At 63.5% G+C, this 21789-nt stretch carries 22 protein-coding genes and 1 tRNA gene; 12 read left to right on the top strand and 11 right to left on the bottom strand.

The window, feature by feature from the left end:
- Positions 1-123 precede the first annotated feature (123 nt).
- Positions 124-402 (top strand): hypothetical protein, encoded by a 279-nt coding sequence (locus tag F7P65_RS10750; protein WP_150291842.1) that lies wholly within the window; start codon positions 124-126, stop codon positions 400-402.
- 58 nt (positions 403-460) lie between these two features.
- Here the strand turns inward: F7P65_RS10750 and F7P65_RS10755 are convergent, their stop codons facing one another.
- From F7P65_RS10755 to F7P65_RS10765, 3 genes are all read right to left on the bottom strand, one after another.
- Complete coding sequence (locus F7P65_RS10755) at positions 461-763, bottom strand: glycine zipper 2TM domain-containing protein (RefSeq protein ID WP_162854598.1); 303 nt, start codon at positions 761-763, stop codon at positions 461-463.
- Between the two features lie 1040 nt (positions 764-1803).
- The gene (locus tag F7P65_RS10760) at positions 1804-2454 is read right to left on the bottom strand and encodes an MOSC domain-containing protein (RefSeq protein ID WP_150291750.1); all 651 of its coding nucleotides are present in this window, start codon (positions 2452-2454) and stop codon (positions 1804-1806) included.
- A 40-nt stretch (positions 2455-2494) separates the two neighbouring features.
- Positions 2495-2713, bottom strand: coding sequence for a hypervirulence associated TUDOR domain-containing protein (locus tag F7P65_RS10765; RefSeq protein WP_150291751.1), 219 nt, complete (start codon positions 2711-2713; stop codon positions 2495-2497).
- A 125-nt stretch (positions 2714-2838) separates the two neighbouring features.
- On the opposite strand from F7P65_RS10765, the gene F7P65_RS10770 reads away from it, so the two are divergent.
- The 4 genes from F7P65_RS10770 to F7P65_RS10785 all read left to right on the top strand — a co-directional run bounded on the left by F7P65_RS10770 (position 2839) and on the right by F7P65_RS10785 (position 6338).
- Complete coding sequence (locus F7P65_RS10770) at positions 2839-4017, top strand: glycosyltransferase family 4 protein (RefSeq protein WP_150291752.1); 1179 nt, start codon at positions 2839-2841, stop codon at positions 4015-4017.
- A gap of 44 nt (positions 4018-4061) precedes the next feature.
- Positions 4062-5375 carry a replication-associated recombination protein A gene (locus tag F7P65_RS10775; protein ID WP_150291753.1) on the top strand — a complete coding sequence of 438 codons (1314 nt, stop codon included), beginning with the start codon at positions 4062-4064 and terminating at the stop codon, positions 5373-5375.
- Positions 5372-6232: a hypothetical protein gene (locus F7P65_RS10780; protein WP_150291754.1), complete on the top strand. Its 861-nt coding sequence runs from the start codon at positions 5372-5374 to the stop codon at positions 6230-6232. The genes F7P65_RS10775 and F7P65_RS10780 overlap by 4 nt, the downstream gene beginning before the upstream one ends.
- A 31-nt stretch (positions 6233-6263) precedes the next feature.
- Positions 6264-6338 (top strand) — tRNA-Thr (locus tag F7P65_RS10785).
- A gap of 7 nt (positions 6339-6345) precedes the next feature.
- Here the strand turns inward: F7P65_RS10785 and F7P65_RS10790 are convergent.
- From F7P65_RS10790 to F7P65_RS10800, 3 genes are read right to left on the bottom strand one after another with little or no spacing between them, the layout of a single operon-like run.
- Positions 6346-6891, bottom strand: coding sequence for a glutathione peroxidase (locus F7P65_RS10790; protein ID WP_150291755.1), 546 nt, complete (start codon positions 6889-6891; stop codon positions 6346-6348).
- Between the two features lie 34 nt (positions 6892-6925).
- Positions 6926-7654 (bottom strand): VIT1/CCC1 transporter family protein, encoded by a 729-nt coding sequence (locus tag F7P65_RS10795; protein WP_150291756.1) that lies wholly within the window; start codon positions 7652-7654, stop codon positions 6926-6928.
- A gap of 58 nt (positions 7655-7712) precedes the next feature.
- A complete protein-coding gene (locus tag F7P65_RS10800) occupies positions 7713-9491 on the bottom strand; it encodes an ABC-F family ATP-binding cassette domain-containing protein (RefSeq protein WP_150291757.1) in 1779 nt (592 codons plus the stop codon).
- Positions 9492-9629: 138 nt separating this feature from the next.
- Between F7P65_RS10800 and F7P65_RS10805 the strand changes: the two genes are divergently transcribed.
- Positions 9630-10358 carry an SIMPL domain-containing protein gene (locus F7P65_RS10805; protein WP_150291758.1) on the top strand — a complete coding sequence of 243 codons (729 nt, stop codon included), beginning with the start codon at positions 9630-9632 and terminating at the stop codon, positions 10356-10358.
- Positions 10359-10466: 108 nt separating this feature from the next.
- Entirely contained in the window at positions 10467-12776 is a 2310-nt protein-coding gene (gene rnr / locus F7P65_RS10810; RefSeq protein WP_150291759.1) for a ribonuclease R, read from the top strand.
- A gap of 12 nt (positions 12777-12788) precedes the next feature.
- On the opposite strand, the gene F7P65_RS10815 is transcribed toward rnr, so the two are convergent.
- Positions 12789-13244 carry a universal stress protein gene (locus F7P65_RS10815; RefSeq protein WP_150291760.1) on the bottom strand — a complete coding sequence of 152 codons (456 nt, stop codon included), beginning with the start codon at positions 13242-13244 and terminating at the stop codon, positions 12789-12791.
- A 204-nt stretch (positions 13245-13448) separates the two neighbouring features.
- Here F7P65_RS10815 and F7P65_RS10820 point away from each other — a divergent pair, with 204 nt between their 5' ends.
- The 4 genes from F7P65_RS10820 to F7P65_RS10835 are packed head-to-tail and all read left to right on the top strand — an operon-like array spanning position 13449 to position 17276.
- Complete coding sequence (locus F7P65_RS10820) at positions 13449-14732, top strand: pyruvate dehydrogenase complex dihydrolipoamide acetyltransferase (protein ID WP_150291761.1); 1284 nt, start codon at positions 13449-13451, stop codon at positions 14730-14732.
- Positions 14732-15139, top strand: a complete 408-nt coding sequence (locus F7P65_RS10825) for an acyl-CoA thioesterase (protein ID WP_150291762.1) — start codon at positions 14732-14734, stop codon at positions 15137-15139. Before F7P65_RS10820 ends, F7P65_RS10825 begins: the two co-directional genes overlap by 1 nt.
- A gap of 33 nt (positions 15140-15172) precedes the next feature.
- Positions 15173-16567, top strand: a complete 1395-nt coding sequence (gene lpdA / locus F7P65_RS10830; protein WP_150291763.1) for a dihydrolipoyl dehydrogenase — start codon at positions 15173-15175, stop codon at positions 16565-16567.
- Entirely contained in the window at positions 16545-17276 is a 732-nt protein-coding gene (locus F7P65_RS10835; protein WP_150291764.1) for a phosphatase PAP2 family protein, read from the top strand. The genes lpdA and F7P65_RS10835 overlap by 23 nt, the downstream gene beginning before the upstream one ends.
- Here the strand turns inward: F7P65_RS10835 and F7P65_RS10840 are convergent.
- Positions 17157-18644, bottom strand: coding sequence for a DUF2142 domain-containing protein (locus F7P65_RS10840; protein WP_150291765.1), 1488 nt, complete (start codon positions 18642-18644; stop codon positions 17157-17159). The two genes, F7P65_RS10835 and F7P65_RS10840, sit on opposite strands and share 120 nt — an antisense overlap.
- A gap of 143 nt (positions 18645-18787) precedes the next feature.
- Between F7P65_RS10840 and F7P65_RS10845 the strand changes: the two genes are divergently transcribed.
- Positions 18788-19183, top strand: coding sequence for a SpoIIAA family protein (locus F7P65_RS10845; RefSeq protein ID WP_150291766.1), 396 nt, complete (start codon positions 18788-18790; stop codon positions 19181-19183).
- A 65-nt stretch (positions 19184-19248) separates the two neighbouring features.
- Here F7P65_RS10845 and F7P65_RS10850 read toward each other — a convergent pair whose 3' ends face one another.
- The 3 genes from F7P65_RS10850 to F7P65_RS10860 are packed head-to-tail and all read right to left on the bottom strand — an operon-like array spanning position 19249 to position 21752.
- Positions 19249-20196 (bottom strand): hemolysin family protein, encoded by a 948-nt coding sequence (locus tag F7P65_RS10850; protein WP_150291767.1) that lies wholly within the window; start codon positions 20194-20196, stop codon positions 19249-19251.
- Positions 20197-20216: 20 nt separating this feature from the next.
- Entirely contained in the window at positions 20217-20717 is a 501-nt protein-coding gene (ybeY, locus tag F7P65_RS10855; protein ID WP_150291768.1) for an rRNA maturation RNase YbeY, read from the bottom strand.
- Between the two features lie 30 nt (positions 20718-20747).
- Positions 20748-21752: a PhoH family protein gene (locus F7P65_RS10860; RefSeq protein WP_150291769.1), complete on the bottom strand. Its 1005-nt coding sequence runs from the start codon at positions 21750-21752 to the stop codon at positions 20748-20750.
- Positions 21753-21789: the final 37 nt, after the last annotated feature.

The following is a 21789-nucleotide window of genomic DNA, read 5'->3' on the forward strand; positions in this document are numbered from 1 at the left end:
AAACGCAATCGGTCGGTCTTTTTTTGCGATTGTCCTTTCCCGATGGCGCGCCATATCCGCGCCAACAAAATAGAATAATTCAGAGGTGTTTGATCGGCATTCACAAGGAGTTTACCCATGCGAATGCTGTCCAAGTTTGTCCTGTCCGCCGTGGTCGCCGCTGGTGCGGTGAGCGCTCCGGCCCACGCCGAAGATGCTGCCAAGCAGCAGTTCACGCACGAAGGTTATACCTATGTGTATGACGTCAAGGACACGAAGACCGGCCAGATGATTTCGGGCCGTCGGTATCCCGATGCCGTCGCCTTCAATCTTTCCGTCAAGAACGGCCGCGTGTCGGGCGTTTCCGGCGGCCAGCAGGTCTCGTTCAAGGTTGAGGACGCCCGCGGCGCCGCTTCCGAATAAGCTTTTCGATCCTTGATCGATAAAAAGGGCGGCTTCCGATGGGAAGCCGCCCTTTTTGTTAGCGGCAGTGGCGCTTGCTGTCGATTTCCTTACCCAGCAATGCGCCGCCCGCAGCGCCCAGGATCGTGCCGGTGGCGCGGTCGCCACGGGTATCGATGGCGCGACCGACCAGGGCGCCGCCAACGCCACCGACAATCAGCCCGGTCGTGCCGTTGGACTTGCGGCAATACATACGACCATCGCGCCCGCGCCATTCGCGATATTGATAATGGCGGCGGGCGTTGGCGCCGTCAGTCGGAATTGCCATCGAAACGGGAATGGCCAGCGAAACGGCGGCCAGGGCCATGATAGCTTTACGCATTGTATCTCCTCCAAAAGGCGTGCTTTGCTGTTCAACCCGTTCATATTGATCGAAGTTGCATGAACCTGCGACAACGGCGCATCGCATTGTTTTCCCTTGGATAAAATCTGGGATGAGGTGAAGAAAGCGCGCGATGAAGCGGAAATCGGGCGGCCATTCCTCCCCCTTTCAGAGCTCCGTAAAAAATTATCCGCAATTATCCACAGCTTTACGGGGAATCTGCCTTTGAAGCGCAAGATTCCGCTTTGAGCGACTCGCTTTTGGTGAGAGCATTCTCTTATCGGAAAGGACGGGAGACAGAGAAATCTGGATGCTAAAGTCAGTGAGAAATCAGTGACTTGAAGGACTTTTCGAACGTCGGGAAGGAAGCATGGACCGTGAGGAAAATGCGGAAAGCCGATGGTTCTCAATGGACGATGCTGTGCACGCGCGAAAGTGAACGTCGGGCATCGAATAAAGAGAACAGGCTGCGGGAGACCGGCCGCCCGGCCGAGCAAACGGAGCCAACACGATAGAAAAGCCTTTCAGGCAGACCTATCGCGCGCCGAGTCCGATGATCGCATCTCGAAAGAGAAGCGGATCGAGAGACGCGACGGAAGTGGGGACCGGCAGCAATGCCGGCCCCCATTTTGCGTTTCGGGATGGATCATACAGGGCGGGATGTTTCATTTATACCATCGCGCTCGGTCTTCGACCGATCAAAAGTGGGTTTCGCTCAGGCGCCGGGCGGGCTTTACCAAGTTCCAATGAGTCAAACTCATCGCGCCTTGGTATTAGAGCATCGTTCGAAAAAGTGGGCGAGCCGGAGGCGCGTGACTCCGAGCTCGGGTTTTTCGTAAAAACGATGCGACAACAAAGGAGGTGAGCAAGCGGCCCGTGTCCGATTGAGCGCAGCTTGCTCTAGGGTGTGTGGGGATTTAGCCCATGGCGGGCTGCAAATGCGGCTTTCTGCGCTTCCGGTGCTCACCTACTTTAAATACGCTGCGCGCCGGTTCTCGAACGCCACCATTTTCGCCTCACCCTGAACTCATTCCCTCACCCTAGGCGAGTTTTCGTGCCCGCTCTCTCCACGCCTCCGCCAGCAGGGGCATGTCGGCCAACATTCTCACGGCGTCGGGGTCGCTCTTGTGGCCGCCTCCGATCAGCAGACGAAACACCCGCGCAATCGACCAGTCCGGCAAAGGCCGTTCGAGCAAGGTCATTTGCAGGCCCGACTTTGCTTCGCCCTCCCGAACAACCCGGAAATAAATTCCGCAGCGCGCCGTCTTCACGACCGTCGCCATAATGTCCTTTTCCCCGAAGCGATGATCCAGCTTCCAGCAGGGTTGTCGGCCATGGCTGACCTCCACCACCGCGCTGCCCAGCGAGAAACGGTCGCCCAGGCAAATTTCCGCCTCCGTCATCCCGCTCGAGGCGATATTCTCGCCAAAGGCGCCGGGGGCATCGAGCAACCGATGCCCCGGCTTACGCTCGCGCCACCAGTCATAATGGTCTTGCGGATAAAGATGGATCGCTTTGTCCCAGCCGCCATGATGCACCGTGTCGGCGACGCTATCGCCTTCGACGCCCAGCCAGCCGATCCGCACGGCGCCGTCGACGGGTTTCTTCGCGATGGCGCTATAGTCCCCGTCCCGAAAGGGCAGGGGTGTTCCCGTCAACAGGGCGTTGATGGTCATGCATGTGTCGGTCATGCCCCAGATTGCCACAGGCGCTGGGCGAAGGCCAATGCCCTTAGGCCGCGGACAGTTCCGATCCCAGTTTCAGCACCTCGCTGCCGCTGTCGGTCGTCACCAAATAGGCCGGGTTCCGGCTGGAGCCATTGCGGCGAATGACCGTGCCCTCGATCGTGCGTTCGACCTGCCGGTCGAAACGCTCGGCGATCCGTCCCCGGCCGACGCCCTGTCCCCAGTTCCACCTGACCCTTGTTCCTTTGCGAAAGCTCTCGGTCATTTTCAGCATTCTCTCCTAAAAGGGGCAACCGCGCCGGCCGGTCCTCATTGCTGCCATCATGCAAAATTCACCGATCCGATCCGGGTTCCCTTGGGTTTTGCGATTGGCTGCGGTAAGGGCGGCGGATGGATGTTAAGGGGCTTCGCGTCGCGCTCTTCAGCGGCAATTATAATTACGTCCGCGATGGCGCGAACCAGGCGCTCAATCGCTTCGTGGGCTATTTGCTGCGGCAGGGAGCGGCGGTGCGCATCTATTCCGCCACCACGGACACGCCCGCTTTCGAACCCACCGGTGATCTGGTCAGCGCGCCTTCCGTCGCAGTCCCTGGGCGTCGCGAATATCGGATTCCCTATCGCATGTCGGCGGCCGTGCGCCGCGACCTGAAGGCTTTCCGTCCGAATTTGGTTCATGTTTCCAGTCCCGACCCGCTGGGACATCGCGCCGTCGCCTGGGCGCGCAATCACGGGCTGCCCGCGATTGCCTCGGTCCATACGCGGTTCGAAACCTACCCGCGCTATTACGGACTCGCTTTTCTGGAGCCGACGATCGAATCGTTGCTCCGCCGCTTCTACCGCCGCTGCGACGCCATCGTTGCGCCGTCCGAATCGATGGCTCAACTCCTGCGCGAACAGCGGATGAGCTATGATGTCGGCATCTGGACCCGCGGCATCGATCGGGAGATTTTCCATCCCGGCCGTCGCGACATGGCCTGGCGCCAGTCCTTCGGCATAGCGGATGACGAACCCGTCATCGGCTTTATCGGCCGTCTCGTGATGGAAAAGGGGCTGGACGTCTTTTCCGACACCATAGACCATCTGGCGACCAGGAATGTTCGCCACAAGGTGCTGATCGTCGGGGAAGGCCCCGCCCGCGAATGGTTCGAGAACCGGTTGCCGAATGCGGTATTCACCGGATTTCAGAAAGGCCCTGATCTGGGCCGCGCGGTCGCCAGCATGGACATGCTGTTCAACCCCAGCGTCACCGAAACCTTCGGCAATGTGACTCTGGAGGCGATGGCTTGCGGCCTGCCTACCGTCGCGGCTCGCGCCACGGGCAGCGAGAGCCTTGTCACCGAAGGCGTCACCGGGCGCCTGATCCGTCCGGGCGCGATCACGGCCTTTGCCGACGCGCTGGCCGCCTATTGCACCGATTCCGCCGCACGGGCCGGCGCCGGGGCCGCCGCCATGCGTGAGGCGGAGCGCTATGGCTGGGATCAGGTGAACCAGGCGTTGGTCGATACCTATGTCCGCATCATCCGTCAGCGTGAACATGGGGCGCTGGTTCGGTCCAGTCCCGTTCCCTGACCAAAGCATTCCCTGAAAGCCAAAGCGCTCCTATATCGAGGGCGATGCCCGATCTTTTCGCTCCCGATGACCTTCCCACCACCAATCCGGCGGATGCTCCGCTGGCGGACAAGTTGCGCCCTTGCACCCTCACCGATGTGGTGGGGCAGGATCATCTGACCGGCCCGGAAGGCGCCATCGGGCGGATGGTCGCCGCCGGACGCCTGTCATCGATCATCCTCTGGGGGCCGCCGGGCACGGGCAAGACCACCATCTCCCGCCTGCTGGCCGATGCCGTCGGCATGCGTTTCGAGCCGATCTCCGCTGTCTTCTCCGGTGTAGCGGACCTCAAGAAGGTTTTCGCCACTGCGAAGGACTATGCCCGGCGGGGCGAGAAGACGCTGCTGTTCGTCGACGAAATTCACCGCTTCAATCGCGCCCAGCAGGACAGCTTCCTCCCTTTCGTGGAGGACGGCACTGTCACGCTGGTCGGCGCGACCACGGAAAATCCGAGTTTCGAACTCAACGCCGCGCTTCTCTCCCGCGCGCAGGTGCTGATCCTGCGTCGCCTTGACGCGAGTGCCCTGGAACAGCTCCTCGACCGTTCAGAGGCGTTGACGGGCCGTCCCCTGCCACTCGACGCCGCCGCCCGCGAAGCGTTGTTGGCCAGCGCGGATGGCGACGGGCGTTTCCTGCTCAATCAGGTGGAAACACTCTATTCCATCGACATTCCCGAACCGCTTGACCCCGCAGGGCTGTCAGCGTTGCTTCACCGGCGCGTCGCGGTGTACGACAAGGATCGGGAGGGTCATTACAACCTCATCTCCGCGCTGCACAAAAGCCTGCGCGGGTCCGATCCGCAGGCCGCGCTTTATTATCTCGCCCGCATGCTCACAGCGGGGGAGGAGCCCCTCTATGTGCTACGCCGTCTGGTCCGCTTTGCCGTGGAGGATATCGGCCTTGCCGACCCGCAGGCCGTCGTCCAGTGCCTCGCCGCCAAGGATAGCTACGAATTCCTTGGGTCGCCCGAAGGGGAGCTCGCCATTGTGCAGGCTTGTCTTTATTGCGCGACGGCGCCCAAATCCAACGCCGCCTACAGCGCCATGAAATCGGCGTGGAGGTCCGCCCGCGAAACCGGCTCGCTGATGCCGCCGCAGAACATCCTGAACGCCCCGACCAAGCTCATGAAGAATATCGGCTATGGCAAGGGCTATCATTACGACCATGATGCGGAGGAAGGCTTTTCCGGCGACAATTACTGGCCGGAGGAGATACAGCCCCAGACTTTCTATGCCCCGACCGAGCGGGGCTTCGAAGCGCGCATTGCCGAGCGCATCGCTTATTGGAACCGCCTGAGAGCCGAACGCCATACGCAATGACCCCGCGTTTCGCCCGCTATGCCGTGATCGACTGGTCGGGCGCCAAAGGGTCCCGCCACAAGGGCATAGCAGTCGCCCTCTGCGAAGCCGGAGAGGCGGTTCCCACGCTCCAGCATCCCGAAGGCGGCGGCTTCTGGTCCCGGCAGGCGGTCGCCGACTGGTTGATCCGGGTGGCCCATGAAGCGCCAACTCTGTTCGGCTTCGATTTCAGCTTCGCGCCGCCCTATGTGGCCCGTGCAAGCTATCTGCCCGGCGATGACGTGCCGATCACCGGTCCCGCCTTCTGGGCTTATGTTGACGGTATTTGCGAGGATGAGGATCTGGGCGCGGCCAGCCTGCTCGAACGCACGCACCGCCGTCATTTCTATTTTGGCAAGGCGGACGGCGTGAAGGCCGACTTTATGCACAACCGTCAGTGCGAAGCCCATTACAACGCCCAGGGCGGAGGCAAGCCCTCCACTGTCTATGATGCCATCGGCGCCGCGCAGGTGGCCAAGGCGAGCTTTGCCGGGATGCGCCTGCTCCACCATGTCCACGCCCATGTGCCGGTCTGGCCCTTCGACCCGCCGCGTCCCATCGGCTCGCTGATCGTCGAAATTTATACCAGCATAGCCGCTCGCGCCGCCGGCCGCCCAAAGGGCAGGGCGAAGATGCGCGACCTTGCCGCGTTGAACGATGCGTTGCTCGCCGTCGAATCGCAGCCGCATGAAGGGCTGCCCCCCGACGACCACGGCGCCGACGCGATCCTGACCGCCGCCTGGCTCCGCCGCGCGGCGCCGCGGCCGAGCCTGTGGAAGCCGCCGTTGCTGACGGAAAAAATCGCTGCAACAGAGGGCTGGACGTTCGGCATCATCTGATAGTAAGGCGCGTCCGTCCGAAAACGGACGCGCCGGATTAGCACAGCGGTAGTGCAGCGGTTTTGTAAACCGAAGGTCGGGGGTTCGATCCCCTCATCCGGCACCATTCACTTTCACTTGGCGAGTTCAGCCTCGATGGCCGCGATCAGGCCCGCGTCATCGGGCGCGGTGGTCGGCGCGAAGCGGGCGGCGACGGTGCCGTCCCTGGCGATCACGAACTTCTCGAAATTCCAGAGCACTTCCGGCTCCTGCGTTGGCGTCATGCCATAGCCTTGCAGCTTTTCGCGGAAGGTGGCGGCGTCGCCCTGCGCGCTGGGCTGGGCGCTGGTCAGTGCGGCGTAGAGCGGGTGCTTTTCCGGGCCGGTGACGACGATCTTTTCGAACATCGGGAAGTCGACGCCGAAATTGGTGGTGCAGAAGGTCGCGATCTCGTCATTGCTGCCCGGTTCCTGCGCGCCGAAATCATTGGCGGGGAAACCGGCCACCACCAGGCCCTCGTCCTTATACTGGCCGTAGAGCTTTTCCAGCCCCTCATATTGCGGGGTCAGGCCGCATTTGGAAGCGACGTTGACCGCCAGCACGACCTTGCCCGCATAGTCGGCAAGGCTGGCGTCGGTGCCCTTGATGGTCTTGAGGGGGATTTTCTGAATGTCGGTCATGCGGCTCTCCTTGGAAATTGAGTGAACCCTGTCATCATATGGCGGCGCCGAAAAGCCTGCCTGCTCCAGCGGTTACGGCCATGGCCAACACGCCCCAGAAGGTGACCCGCGCTACGGACCGTGCCCAATGGCCGCCGCCCAGCCATGCGCCGATAAACCCAAGCAGCGCCAGGCAAAGGAGCGAGGTCAGGACGACGGACGTGATCGCGGTGGAACCGGGGCTGATGACGGCAGCGAGTACGGGGAAGATGGCACCCGCAGCGAACGTGGCGGCGGAGGTGAGAGCTGCCTGGATCGGGCGGGCGGTGCTGACTTCGGAAATGCCCAGTTCGTCGCGCGCATGGGCGGCGAGGGCGTCGGCGTCCATCAATTGGGTCGCCACCTGTCCGGCTAAGTCGGGCTTGAGGCCGCGGGCGATATAAATATCGCGTAATTCTTCCCATTCCACATGGGGTTGTTGGGCAAGCGCCTTCTTTTCCTTGGCGAGATCGGCGTTTTCCGTATCGGACTGCGCGCTGACGGACACATATTCTCCCGCCGCCATCGACATGGCGCCCGCGAACAGCGCGGCGATGCCGGAAAGGAGAATGGCGTCCCGCGAAGCGCCGGAGACGGCAATGCCGGTCAGCAGGCTGGCGGTCGAGACGATGCCGTCATTGGCGCCCAGCACCGCGGCACGGAGCCAGCCGACGCGGTTGACATAATGGACGGCGTGATGGCCGTCTATCACGTCCCTGTCCTGCATCACGCTGGTCTGTTCCATGCGCCTTTCCCCTGATCGCGCCCATGGCTACCAGATGAGAGGATCGGCGCAAGGGCTTCTAGGCGCTGAGACCTTCGGCCTTTTCCGCCAGTTCCAGCCAGCGTTCCTCCGCCGCGTCCTTTTCGGCGCGGGCTTTTTCGATGGCCTTGGTAAGCGCGTCGAACTTGCCGGGATCGCGGCTGTAGAGATTGGGATCGGCCAGCGCGTCCTCGTCGCGGGCGATGGCGGCCTCGATCTCCTCAATGCGTTTGGGGATCAGGTCGAAATCGCGCTGGTCCTTGTAGCTGAGCTTGGTCGCGGCGGTTTTCGGCGGAGCCGGCGCGGCGGTCTTCTTCTCGGCCCTGGGCGCGTTCTTCGGCTGGCGTTTGGCGACCCAGTCGGCATAGCCGCCCACGATCACGTCGATCGTGCCGGAGCCGTCGAGGCCCAGCGTCACCGTCACCGTGCGGTCGAGAAAGTCGCGGTCGTGGCTGACGATCAGCACCGTGCCGTCATAGTCGGCAATGACCTCCTGAAGCAGGTCGAGCGTTTCGAGGTCGAGATCGTTGGTCGGTTCGTCGAGGACCAGCAGGTTCGATTCGCGGGCGAACTCGCGGGCGAAGAGGAGCCGAGAGCGTTCGCCGCCCGACAGGGTGCCGACCCGCGCCTCTGCCAGCGAGGGATCGAAGAGAAACTCTTTCAGATAGCCATGGACATGCTTGCGTACGCCACGCACATCGATCCAGTCGCCGCCTTCGGCCAGCACGTCGCGCACCCGCTTGTCCGGCTGCATCAGGCTGCGCTGCTGGTCGATGAAGATCATGTCGAGCGACTTGGCCTGTTTGACCTGCCCGGAGTCGGGTTCGCTTTCGCCGGTCAGCAGTTTCAGCAGCGTCGTCTTGCCCGCGCCGTTGCCGCCGACGATGCCGATCCGGTCGCCGCGCTGAATACGCAGGGAGAAGTCCTTGATGACCGTGCGGTCGCCGAACTGCTTCGTGACATGTTCGGCGGTGATGACGCTCTTTGTCTTGTTGTCGTCGGCGGCGACGGCGATCTTCGCGACGTCCTGCGGCCCGACCATGGCGGCGCGCTGGGCACGCATTTCCCAGAGCTTCGCAAGGCGGCCCTGGTTGCGCTTGCGGCGGGCGGTCACGCCGCGTTCCAGCCAATGGGCTTCGATCTTGAGCTTGGCGTCCAGCTTTTCGGCGGCGCGGGCCTCCTCGGCATAGACCGCTTCCATCCATTCCTCGAAACCGCCGAAACCGATCTCGTTGCGACGGATGCCGCCCCGGTCCAGCCACAGCGTCTGGCGGGTCAGGCGGGTCAGGAAGGCGCGGTCGTGGCTGATGACGATGAACGCGCCATTATAGCGGCTGAGCCAGCCTTCCAGCCAGTCAATGGCATCGATGTCGAGATGGTTGGTCGGCTCGTCGAGCAACAGCAGGTCGGGTTCGCTCGCCAGGGCACGCGCGATGGCGGCGCGGCGGCGCTCGCCTCCCGATGCGGTGGCGGCGTCGCGATTGAGATCGGTGCCGAGTTGGCTGGCAATGGCATCCACCTCATGGGCGGGCGGCGCGAACTGGCCCGCCAGCGCAAAATCGCGCAGCGTGGCGAAACCGGAAACGTCGGGGTCCTGCTCCAGCATGATGACGCGCGCGCCGGGACGTGCCGAGCGGGTGCCTTCGTCCGGCTCGATCTGGCCGGCGATGAGCTTCAACAGTGTCGTCTTGCCCGCGCCGTTGCGGCCGATCAGCGCCAGCCGATCCCGTTCCCCGACGAAAATGTCGAGATTGCGGAAAAGCCAATGGGTGCCCTGAGAGAGGCCAAGATTTTCGAAGGAGAGAATGGGAGCCGCCATGGGCGTGCAGCTAAGACCTTGTGGGCTTCGGGGCAAGAGGGGGAACCGGAAGCTTTCTGACGGCTTTCAACGCGTGTCAGCGTCCATTCATCGCATCCGTCACAATAGACGTGCATCGCTTTTTGAGGAGAAAGCCCTGTGAAATCAACGCTCGCCCTGATGGCCCTTGGCGCCGTGCTGCCGACCGCAGCCCTTGCGCAGACCAGCGTCACCATCGCGGAAACCGCGCCGATCGTGACATTGAACGTTACGGAAACCGTCGAAGCCGCGCCCGACATGGCCACGGTCGGCACCGGTGTCCAGACCCGCGCGCAGACCGCCGCACAGGCCATGCGCGACAATGCGGTGCAGATGGACAGGCTGATCGCGGCGCTGGTGAAGGCGGGCATCCCGAAGAAGGACATCCAGACCAGCGGCATCAATCTGTCGGCGCAATATGACTATAGCAATCGCGATGGGCAGCCTTCCGGGCCGCGCTTCATCGGCTACGAGGCGTCGAACCAGCTTTCGGTGAAGCTGCGCGACATCAAGAAGGTCGGCACGCTGCTCGACACCATGGTCGATGCCGGGGCGAACAATGTGAACGGGCCGAGCTTCTCGATCAGCGATCCGGCGCCGATGCTGGTGCAGGCACGGGCAGCGGCCCTGAAGAGCGCCAGGACGCAGGCGGACTTCTACGCGCAGGCGGCGGGCTATCGCGCTGCGCGGCTGGTGTCGATTGCGGAGAGCAATAGCGGCGGCAATCCGCCCATGCCGATGATGGCGGCGGCGCGGTTCAAGGCCGATGCCGCGCCCGCCACGCCGGTCGAGCCGGGGCAGGTCGGGTCGTCAGTGACGCTGACCGTGCAGTACGCGCTGGACAAGTAAGCAGGGCTTGACCGTCGGGAGGAAGCGTTTCGGGCTGAAACCTCCCCTCCCGGCGGGTCGTGCCATGGACCACTGGCGCTGAGGGGCGGCTCTCCCTATAGCTGGCCCATGGCATCGACCGAAAAGAATAAGAAATCCGCCGCTTCCCGCGCCAAGGTGCGGCCTGCCGGTTTCCCCACGCGCGAACAGGTGATGGATTTCATCACCTCCGCCGATCAGCCGGCGGGGAAGAGGGAGATCGCGAAAGCCTTTGGCCTCAAGGGGGCGGAGAAGATCGCGCTCAAGGCGTTGCTCAAGGACATGGCGGATGAGGGGCTGGTCGACATCGGTCCGGCACGGGCCTTCCACAAAATGGGCGGCGTGCCCAAGGTTACGGTGCTGCGGATCGTCGATGTCGACGACACCACATTGATCGCGACGCCGGAGCGCTGGGAGGCGGAGGGGCAGCCCGCGCCCCGGCTGCGGGTGGTGGAGCGCGGCAAACGCGGTGCGCTGACCATCGGCGACCGGATTTTGGCGCGGACGGAAGAGGCGGGGCGCGGCTGGGTCGCGCATCCGATGAAGAAGCTCGCCAAGGCCAGCGAGGAATTGCTGGGCGTGGTCGAGGAAGGCGAGGGCGGCAAGCTGTGGCTGCGGCCCGTCGACAAGCGCATCCGCCGGGACACGCCGATTTCGGACGTCGGGACAGCGAAGAAGGGCGATCTGGTGCTGGCCGAGCCGGTGGGCAGGCCGCCGCGGATCAGCGCGCGGGTGACGGATATTCTCGGCGATCCCTTCGCGCCGCGCAGTTTCAGCCTGATCGCGATTCACAAACATGGCATTCCGCATGTCTTTTCGGAGCGGGTCGAGGAAGAGGCGGTCACGGCTTCCGGACTTGCCCTGCACGAGGAGAAGCGGGAGGATTTGCGCCATCTGCCCATCGTCGCCATCGATCCGGTGGATGCGCGGGATCATGACGATGCGGTCTGGGCGGCGCCGGATGACGATCCGGCCAATGTCGGCGGCTATAAGGCCATCGTCGCGATTGCGGACGTCAGCTATTATGTGCGGCCGGGGAGCGCGCTGGATCGCGAGGCGAGGAAGCGGGGGAACAGCGTCTATTTCCCCGATCTGGTCGTGCCGATGTTGCCGCATCAGCTTTCCTCCGACATGTGTTCGCTGCGGGCGGGTGAGGATCGGGCGGCGATGGCCTGTCATCTGGTCGTCGATGCCGCGGGCAAGGTGAAGAGCTGGCGTTTCTCCCGCGCGATCATCCGGGTGGCGGCCGTGCTGGCCTATGAGGATGCGCAGGCGGCGATCGATGGCGAAAAGCCGCTCGACCTGCTGGAGGCGGCGCTCAAGCCGCTTTGGGCCTGCTGGGCGCTGCTGCGCAAGGCGCGGGACAAGCGGGAGCCGTTGGCGCTGGACCTGCCTGAGCGGCGGGTGGTGCTGGATGAGTTTGGGAAGATCGTCAGCGTGACGGTGCGCGAGCGGCTCGACGCGCACATGCTGATCGAGGATTATATGATCGCCGCCAATGTCGCGGCGGCCAAGGCGCTGGAACAGAAGAAGGCGCCGGTCATGTATCGTGTCCATGAGCCGCCGAGCCGGGACAAGCTGGTGGCGCTGAAGGATTATCTGGCGACCTTCGACATCGAATTCGCGCTTGGGCAGGTGGTGAAGCCTTCGACCTTCAACCAGTTGATAAAACGCGTCGGGGAAGCCGAGGAAAAGCCGCAGATCATGGAGCAGATCCTGCGCAGTCAGACCCAGGCCTATTATGCGCCGTCCAATCTGGGGCATTTCGGGCTGGCGCTGGGTTCTTACGCGCATTTCACCTCGCCGATCCGGCGTTATGCGGACCTGCTGGTGCATCGGGCGCTGGTGGGCGCCTATGGGCTGGAACTGCCCGCGCCCAAGGGCGGTGTCATCCCCGACCGGTCATCGTTGAGCGGCGAGGATATGGAGAATATGGGCCGCGTCGGCGAGATGATCAGCCAGCATGAGCGGCGCGCCATGGAAGCGGAGCGCGAGACGATCGACCGTTATGTCGCGGCGTTTCTGGCGGCGCATGTGGGCGATCTGGTCGAGGCGCGGATCACCGGGGTGCAGAGCTTCGGCTTCTTCGCGACGGTCGAGGGGCTTGGCGGCGATGGGCTGGTGCCGGTGTCGACGCTGGGCGACGAGCGCTTCTTCTATGACGAGGCCGGGCGCGCGCTGGAGGGCGTGGAGAGCGGGGATCGCTATACTGTCGGGCAGCGCTTGCAGTTGCGCTTGGCGGAGGCGGACCCGATCAACGGGGCGTTGCGCTTCGAATTGCCCGATGCCTTGCCGCAGCGGCCGAGCTTTCGGAAGGACCGGGCAAGGCCGGGGATCAAGCGCGGGCGGCCCGCCAATATCCGGCATATCGGGGCGAAGCGGGGGAAGCATCGGCGGTGACGGGCGTGGGGATCAACTCAGCCGGTCGATGGCTTCGGCATCCAGGCCACCGGGGATGATCATGATCGGGCAGGGCAGCTTGCCCGCATCGGCGCCCGCAAAGTGCGAGACGAGGACGCCCGGAGGGCCGCTGGCCGCGGCGCCCAGCACGAGGGCGGCGACATCGTCCATCTCCTCCAGCGTGCGGCGCACGACCGTTACCGGATCGCCCTGCCGCACGGTGATGCTCGGGCGGATGCCGGATTCGTCGGTGAGCGTGCCGGCGGCGCTCGTCACCAGCGCTTCGGCCCGTTGCAGGGCTTCATCCTCCATGGTCGCCTGCACGCCGCCCCATTGGACGAACTCGGCGGGCGGGATGAGTGCCAGGATACGAACCGCGCCCGCCGTCTTGGCGGCGCGGCGGGCGGCGAAGCGGAGTGCCGTTTCTGCCTCGGCCGATTCGTCGACGACAACCAGATATGTCCGCATGGCTTGCCCAATCCGAAGTCTGAAAATCCCGTTTGCCGGGACGTTATATTGGCTCTCTGTACCCATCTGGTTAATAGCGAACCAGTGTGGTGAAATGTGGCTTAATATCGGGCTCAGCGCAAGCCATGGCCTTGACCGTCCCGGATAAAGCGCCGAAACGGCTGTCATCGCCCTGCGCTCTATAAGATGAGAGGCCCCCAGTTCATGAGCAAAACGATCCAGATGCCCGCGCTGTCCCCGACCATGGAAGAAGGGACGCTGGCGAAGTGGCTGGTGAAGGAGGGCGACACGGTTTCGTCCGGCGATCTGCTGGCGGAGATCGAGACCGACAAGGCGACGATGGAGTTCGAAGCGGTCGATGAAGGCGTCATCGCCAAAATCCTGGTGGCCGAAGGCTCCGAGGGGGTGAAGGTGGGCACCGTCATCGCCATTATCGCCGAAGAGGGGGAGGATGTGTCGGCGGCCGCTGCCGATGGGGCTTCGGCGCCCAAGGCGGAAGCGCCCAAGGCCGATCCGGTTCCGCCAAAGTCGGAAAGCGCTGCTCCGGTGGCCGCAGCCGCCGCCAAGGCGGAGCCCGCGCCCGCAAAGGTTGCGTCCGGCGACCGGGTAAAAGCCAGCCCGTTGGCGCGCCGTCTGGCCGAAGCGAAGGGCATCGATCTGACGGCCCTGTCGGGTACCGGTCCCAATGGCCGCGTCGTGAAGGCGGATCTGGAGGGCGCCGCGCCCGTTGCCCGGGCCGCTGCTCAGGCTCCGGCCGCCGTGCCGGTGGCTACGCCTGCCGCCGCGCAGGATTTCGGCATTCCACATGAGGTCATCAAGCTCAGCGGCATGCGCAAGACCATCGCGCGCCGCCTGACCGAGTCCAAGCAGCAGGTGCCGCATATCTACCTGACGGTCGATGTGCAGCTCGACAAGCTGCTCAAGCTGCGGAGTGAGCTGAATGCCGGTCTGGCCTCGCGCAACGTCAAGCTGTCCGTCAACGACCTGCTGATCAAGGCGCTGGGCGTGGCGCTGATCCAGGTGCCCGAGTGCAACGTGCAGTTCGCCGGCGACCAGATGCTCCAGTTCAAGCGCGCCGACATCAGCGTCGCCGTGTCGATCCCCGGCGGCCTGATTACGCCGATCGTGACCGGGGTCGATAGCAAGGGCGTCGCCGCGATTTCGACCGAGATGAAGGATCTGGCGGCCCGCGCCAAGGACGGCAAGCTGAAGCCCGAGGAATATCAGGGCGGCACCGCCTCGCTCTCCAACATGGGGATGTTCGGCATCAAGCAGTTCGAAGCCGTCATCAACCCGCCGCAGGCCATGATCATGGCGATTGGCGCGGGCGAGAAGCGCCCGTTCGTCATCGACGATTCGCTTCAGATCGCGACGGTCATGTCGGCCACGGGCAGCTTCGACCACCGCGCCATCGATGGCGCTGACGGCGCCCGGCTGATGAAGGCCTTCCGCGAACTGGTCGAAAATCCGCTGGGAATGCTGGCCTGATGGCGGGCGTGGAGGAACGGCCGCCGGAGGACAGCCCGGCGGTGCGCGTCATCGCCATGCCGGCCGATACCAATCCCTATGGGGATATTTTCGGCGGCTGGCTGATGAGCCTGATGGACTCGGCTGCGGGATCGGTCGCGGCCCGGCACAGCCATGGGCGCGCCGTGACTATTGCCGTCGAGGGCATGACCTTTCTGCGGCCGGTCGTCGTGGGCGATGAAGTGTCGGTGTTCGCCAAGCTGGTGTCGGTCGGGCGGACGTCGATGAAGATCGCCGTCGAAGCCTGGCGCCGGACCCGCCATGACGACCGATCCTACCGCGTGACGAAGGCCACCTTTACCTTTGTGGCGATCGGTGAGGATCGCCAACCCCGTTCCGTGCCGTCCTTTACCCCTGCGGCGGACTGACCTTCATCTTCCTGCACAGAAGAAAGATTATCAATGGCTGAGAATTACGATGTCATCGTTCTGGGTTCCGGCCCCGGCGGCTATGTAGCCGCGATCCGTTCGGCGCAACTGGGGCTGAAGACGGCCATCGTCGAGCGCGAAAATCTGGGCGGCATCTGCCTCAACTGGGGCTGCATCCCGACCAAGGCGCTGCTGCGTTCGGCGGAAATCTATCATTATATGCAGCATGCCAAGGATTATGGCCTGGTGGCTGAAAAGATCAGCGCGGACATCGAAGCCGTGGTGAAGCGCTCGCGCGGGGTCGCCAAGCAGCTCAACCAGGGCGTCACGCACCTGATGAAGAAGAACAAGATCACCGTCCATATGGGCGACGGCAAGCTGGTCGCGAAAGGCAAGCTCAGCGTCACCAAGGACGGCAAGACCGAGGAACTGACGGCGAAGAACATCATCGTCGCCACCGGCGCCCGCGCCCGCGACCTGCCCTTCGCTCCGGCGGACGGCAAGCGGGTGTGGACCTATCGCCATGCGATGACCCCGCCGGAAATGCCGACCAAGCTGCTGGTCATCGGTTCGGGCGCCATCGGGATCGAATTCGCCAGCTTCTACAATGATATGGGCGCTGAAGTGACCGTGGTCGAGATGCTGGACCGCGTGGTGCCGGTCGAGGATGCAGATGTTTCCGCATTCCTCGAAAAGGCGCTCAAGAAGCAGGGCATGACCATCATGACCGGCGCGGGTGTCGAGAAGCTGGAAGTCGGGGCCAGTGGCGTCAAGGCCGCGATCAAGGGCAAGGACGGCAAGATCGTCAATGGCGAATACAGCCATGTCATCGTCGCCATCGGCATCGTTCCCAATACCGAGAATATCGGGCTGGAAACGCTGGGCGTGAAGACCGAACGCGGCCATATCGTCACCGACCCGAGCTGCAAGACCAATGTGGACGGCATTTGGGCGATCGGCGACGTGACCGCTCCACCATGGCTGGCGCACAAGGCGAGCCATGAGGGGGTGATCGCGGCCGAGGCGATTGCGGGCAAGCATCCGCATGCCATGGACGTGCGCAACATTCCGGGCTGCACCTACTGCCATCCGCAGATCGCCAGCGTCGGCCTGACCGAAGCCAAGGCGAAGGAATCCGGTTATGAGGTGAAGGTCGGGATGTTCCCCTTCATCGGCAACGGCAAGGCGATTGCGCTGGGCGAGGCCGAGGGCTTCACCAAGACGGTGTTTGACGCCAAGACCGGCGAATTGCTGGGCGCGCATATGATCGGCGCGGAAGTGACCGAGATGATTCAGGGCTTCACCGTGGGCAAGACGCTGGAGACGACCGAGGCGGAATTGATGCATACGGTCTTTCCGCATCCGACCATTTCGGAATCCATGCATGAAAGCGTGCTGGCCGCTTATGGGCGCGCGCTCCATATCTGATCGGCGTAAAGTCGTGACAAAGGGCGCGGGAGCTTTGGCTCTCGCGCTTTTTTGCATTTTCGGGATTGCGCTGGCGCAGAGACACGGGCTGTTCGATGCGCTGAACATCGGTCTGATGGGGATGGCGGGTCGGGCGCGGGACAGTATCGCGGGGAGCATCGGTACCGCGATCATGCAAATGGCTTCGGCGGTGGGCGGGACAGCGGGGCGGCTTATCCTGTTGGGGCTTTGCCTGCTGGGCCTCTGGAGGCGAGGGCGTGCACGGGCTTTCTGGCTGCTGGGGGTGGTGATTGGCGGTATGCTGCTCAACCTCGCGCTCAAGCAGGGTTTTGCCGCACCTCGGCCCGATTTGCTGCCGCATCTCGACATGGTCGACAGCTATAGTTTTCCCAGCGGCCATGCTGCGGGGAACATGGTCTTTTTCGGGGCGCTGGCAATGCTGGCGGGGCGGCGTTCGACCTATGTCGCAGCGGGACTGGCGATCGCGCTCATCGGAATCAGCCGGGTTTGGCTGGGCGTGCATTGGCCGAGCGACGTGCTGGCGGGATGGATCGAAGGGTTGGGCTGGCTGGTGCTCTGTGGCGTCTGGCTACCAGCGCGGCGAGGGCAGGATGAGGGCACGGGAGAGGCTGTGATGCGGGGGCATGCCGTCAGCAGTGACGAAGCCATGGACCCAGAAGCTGTCGAAGGTGGTCGCGGCGGCGATTGACAGCAGCAGCAGCGCCGATCCGGCGAACAGCATGTGGGCGCCTCGGACCGGTTCTGCGGGCATGAGGGCGAGCAGGACGAGCGGCATGATCGGCAGGAAATAACGACCCTGCGTCCCCTGGATATAGTCCGCACCGAGCGGTGTCCCGGTCAGATACATGGCGGTTTCGATCAGCAGCGCAGTGCCTGCCGCGATGGCCAGCCACCAGAGTCGCTGGCCGAGGGAGAAGCGCATGGTCGAGGCGCTGAGGATAGCACCGCCGAGCATCAGCAGCGCCAGCGGATAAGCGAGCAGCGGCAGCAGGATCGCGTTCCAGCCGAACCGGCCGACGAGTTGCAACGCATAGACCGGCGCGCGCTCCACGATGCTGGTCGCGAGTATATGGAGATAGGCCAGCGGATCGCGGAGGATCACCGCCAGTTGCGCGGCCAGCGGCGCGGTCGTGACGGTCTCGCCGGTCTTGCGCGACACGATATGGTAGAGCGCCTGACTGCCGCCGGAGAATTTCATCCAGAGGAGGAAGACGGTCGCGCCCAGCGCCATGGCGGCGAGCAACAGCCATGGGCCAGGATTCCGCCGGTTGTCCGGCCAGCGCAACCCTGCCGCCATCAACGGCAGATAGACGCCCTTGGCAAGGGCAAGGAGCGGCGCGGTCAGGAAGAGCGCTGTATTCTTGATGGGTGTCGAGTGGGTGAAGCCGATACGAAGCGCGAGGGCGAGACCGAGAAAACCGACGCTGTTGATGATCGCATCCGGCGAGAGCGACCCGTTCTGATAGCAGAAGGTCGGCAGCAGCGCGGTCGCAAGCATGGCGTTGCGGCCGAAGGGAATCAGGGTCAGCGCGGTGCCGAGCAAAGCCAGCGCGATCAGGGCATTGACGACCCGGCCGCTGTAGAAGGCGCCGAGGCGGGGGAGGCCGAGGCGGTCGCCGGCTGCCAATCCCGCCGCGCCGGGCGCATAGAGGGTCGGGGCATAGTTGGCGACGTTGGGGAAGTCCGCGAAGCCGCGATCCTTGGCGCCTTTCTCCTCGGCAGTCCATGCGTGGGACAGCATGGCTGGGTCGAACAGGCGCGGCGTGGCGGAAGCGCTGGTCGGGAACTGAACGTCGTGCAGGTCGATGGCGGATCGGGGCAGTTCGGCGCCGATCATTGCGCCGCGCTGCTGCGTCAGGACATGGCCTTCGGAGAGAAGCAGCGCTTTCATATAATGCTGGTTTTCGTCCGGGGCCTGAAAGGGTGGCGTGGTACAGGCGAAGAACAGGGTGAAGAGGCAGGTGAGCGCGAAGAGCCGCTTTTCCAGGCCGGTCCATGGCGCACGATCCATCGATACGCGCCTTGCCGCCGCCGCTGCCCGTCTTTCCTGTCGCATCTATCCCCCCTGCCGATCGGGCGGGAATTAACGCCAAGCGGTTAATATTTCGGAGGCCTGGCCGATCCGCATCAATCACAAAGTCGGGCCGGGGTAAGCCTTCGGTAATTTTTACACGCCATGGGCGAGGCGGGAGGAATAGCATGTATGTCATTGACTTCCGGCATGATCTCAATCTGCTCGACATTCGATGGACGGGCATCTTCACAGATGAGGTGATCGCCGATTATGCGCGGCTGCTGAAACGGCAATTCATCGAACAAGGATTCCAGCCGGGCTATTTGCTGCGGATGGACGTGACCGACAGCGCGGTCCAGACGCAGGACGCGGTGGGCTCTTTCGGCCGCAATCTGGGGGATTTCCCCAAGGCGCGGCGCATTGCCATCGTGACGCCCAGCGTCATTGCCCGGATGCAGGTACGCCGGGTCATGACCCAGCCCTATTTGCGGATATTCTCGCTGGCCAAGCCTGCGCTCAAATGGTTGCTGGCCGAGGCGGAACCGGCCGGCGGGCATGGACCCGCCGGGGTTCCTGATTAAGACATCGCTTTAAAGCGAAGAAATGGCGCGGTTGATCTGATGGCATGGGATCAACCGCTATCGGATCAATTGTCTTCCTCGATCGCCTTTGCCGCCGGTGGATGAAGGCGCAGGCGGCTGACGCGGCGGCCATCGCTGGCCAATACTTCCAGTTTCCAGCCGCTTTCCTGATGCTCGACGATTTCGCCTGGTTCGGGCACGCGACCGGCAATCACGAAGGCAAGGCCGCCCAGCGTGTCGACATCTTCCTCGATATCGGCAAGCTTTTCGTCGATTTCCTTGGCGACATCTTCCAGTTCGGCGCGGGCATCGGCTTCCCAGAGGCCGCCTTCCAGCGGAACCAGCATTGCCTCGGGTTCCTCGTCATGCTCGTCCTCGACTTCGCCGACGATCTCCTCGACGAGATCCTCGAAAGTGAGCAAGCCTTCGGTGCCCGAATATTCGTCCAGCACGATAGCGAGATGGGTGCGCTTGGCGCGCATTTCCGCAAGCAGGTCGAGCGCGCCCATGCTTTCGGGCACGTAGAGCGGCTGGCGGATCAGCGGTTCCAGGCTGTCCGGAACCGGGGCTTTGCCTGCAAGGATCGCAAAGGCGTCGCGGATATGGATCATGCCGACGATGGTGTCGAGCGTGTCGCGATAGACCGGGATGCGGCTATGTCCCGCTTCCGCGAACAGCGCGGCGAGGTCGGCGAAACTCGCCTTTTCCTCAATGGCGATGATGTCCGCGCGGGGGACAGCCACGTCATCGACCGTATGTTCGGAAAAATGAAGGAGGTTGCGGACCATCTGGCGCTCGATCGCCGACAGGTCGCCCTTGGCTGGATGGGACGTGCGTTCGTCCTGCTCATCCTCGTCATATTCGTCGAGGGTATCCTCCAACTCCTGGCGGAGGCTGGGGCTTTCTTCCTCACCGAAGAGCAGCGACTTCAGGCCGCTCCATAAACCGCCCTCGTGGCTACTACTGTCCGGTTCCTTAGAACCGTTGCCGTCCTTAGGACTGCCTTCCGCCATTTTACTTCCTGTTTCCTTTTTTAGCGATCCCCATAGGGATCGGAAATACCCAGGCTGATCAGCGATTGCGTCTCAAGAGCCTCCATCGCTTCGGCCTCGGCATCCTCCATATGATCATATCCCAGCAAATGAAAAGTCCCATGAATGATGAGATGGGTCGCATGGTCGGTAATGGAGATGCCTTTTTCTGCGGCTTCGGCGGCACAAACGCCCTCGGCCAGCACAATATCGCCCAATATGACTTCGCCGTCGTCGGTGTTGGCGGTGGCTTCGAGCAGATCGGCCTGCACCATCGGGAAGGACAGGACGTTGGTCGGCTTGTCCTTGTCCCGATAGACGCGGTTGAGCTGATGAACCTCCTCGTCGGTCGTGAGCTTGACCGCGACCTCGTACAGCGCTTCGTCCGCGGCGAAGGCGGCATAGGGGCTGTGCGTGATCGCGGCGACGACGGCGCGCTGGGCCAGCAATTCCCAATCGGTATCGGGCCAGCCCTGATCGTGGAGGACGGCGACTTCAATCATTTGCTGGTAACTCCACGAAAGAACAGGGTTTTAGGCATCCGGCCCCTCATAAGCCTGGACGATGCGGCCGACGACCGGGTGACGGACGACGTCGCTGATGCCGAAGGGCACGACTGAAATGCCGTCCACGCCTTCAAGGCGTGCCACGGCGTCGGCCAAACCGGAAATGCCCGGTTGCGGCAGGTCGACCTGGCGCGGGTCGCCGCAAATGACCATGCGGCTGCCTTCGCCGAAGCGAGTGAGGAACATCTTCATCTGCGCGACGGTGGTGTTCTGCGCCTCGTCCAGCACGATGAAAGCGTTGGCGAGCGTCCGGCCGCGCATGAAGGCGAGAGGGGCGATCTCGATCTCGCCGGACGCGATGCGGCGTTCGACCTGCTCGGCGGGGAGCGTGTCGTAGAGCGCATCGTAGATCGGGCGGAGATAGGGGTCGACCTTCTCCTTCATGTCGCCGGGCAGGAAGCCCAGGCGCTCGCCCGCTTCGACGGCGGGACGGGAGAGGATCAGGCGGTCGACGCTGCCGGTGATGAGCTGGCTCACCGCCTGCGCGACGGCGAGATAGGTCTTGCCGGTGCCTGCCGGACCCAGCGCGAAGATGATGTCGTTGCGGGTGAGCGCTTCCATGTACGTCACCTGCGTCGCGGAGCGCGGGACGATGGTTTTCTTGCGCGTGCGGATCATCACCTTGGGCGGTTCGGCCACATCATGGCGGATGATTCCGTCCAGCGTCGGTTCGGCGGACATGGCGATGACCGCCTCGACCGCACCGGCGTCGATTTCCTGACCGGCGACGATGCGGTTGTAGAGGCCCGTCATCACGTCGCGGGCGCGGGCGGCGGCTTCGGCTTCGCCCTCGATCTGGAGCTTGTTGCCGCGTGCGGCGATATAAACGCCGAGGCGATTTTCGATGGCGACCAAATTCTGGTCATATTGACCGAATAGCGCGCCCAGCAAATGCGGGCGGTCGAAACTGACCTCCAGCCGGGCGCGTTCGGCGACCTCGCTGCGGTGGTTCTGGTTCGGTTTTTTCGACATTCAGCAGCCTCCCTCTTCACCCGTCACACTCGCATGG

This window comes from Sphingobium estronivorans (assembly GCF_008692605.1).
Classification (GTDB): Bacteria; Pseudomonadota; Alphaproteobacteria; order Sphingomonadales; family Sphingomonadaceae; genus Sphingobium; species Sphingobium estronivorans.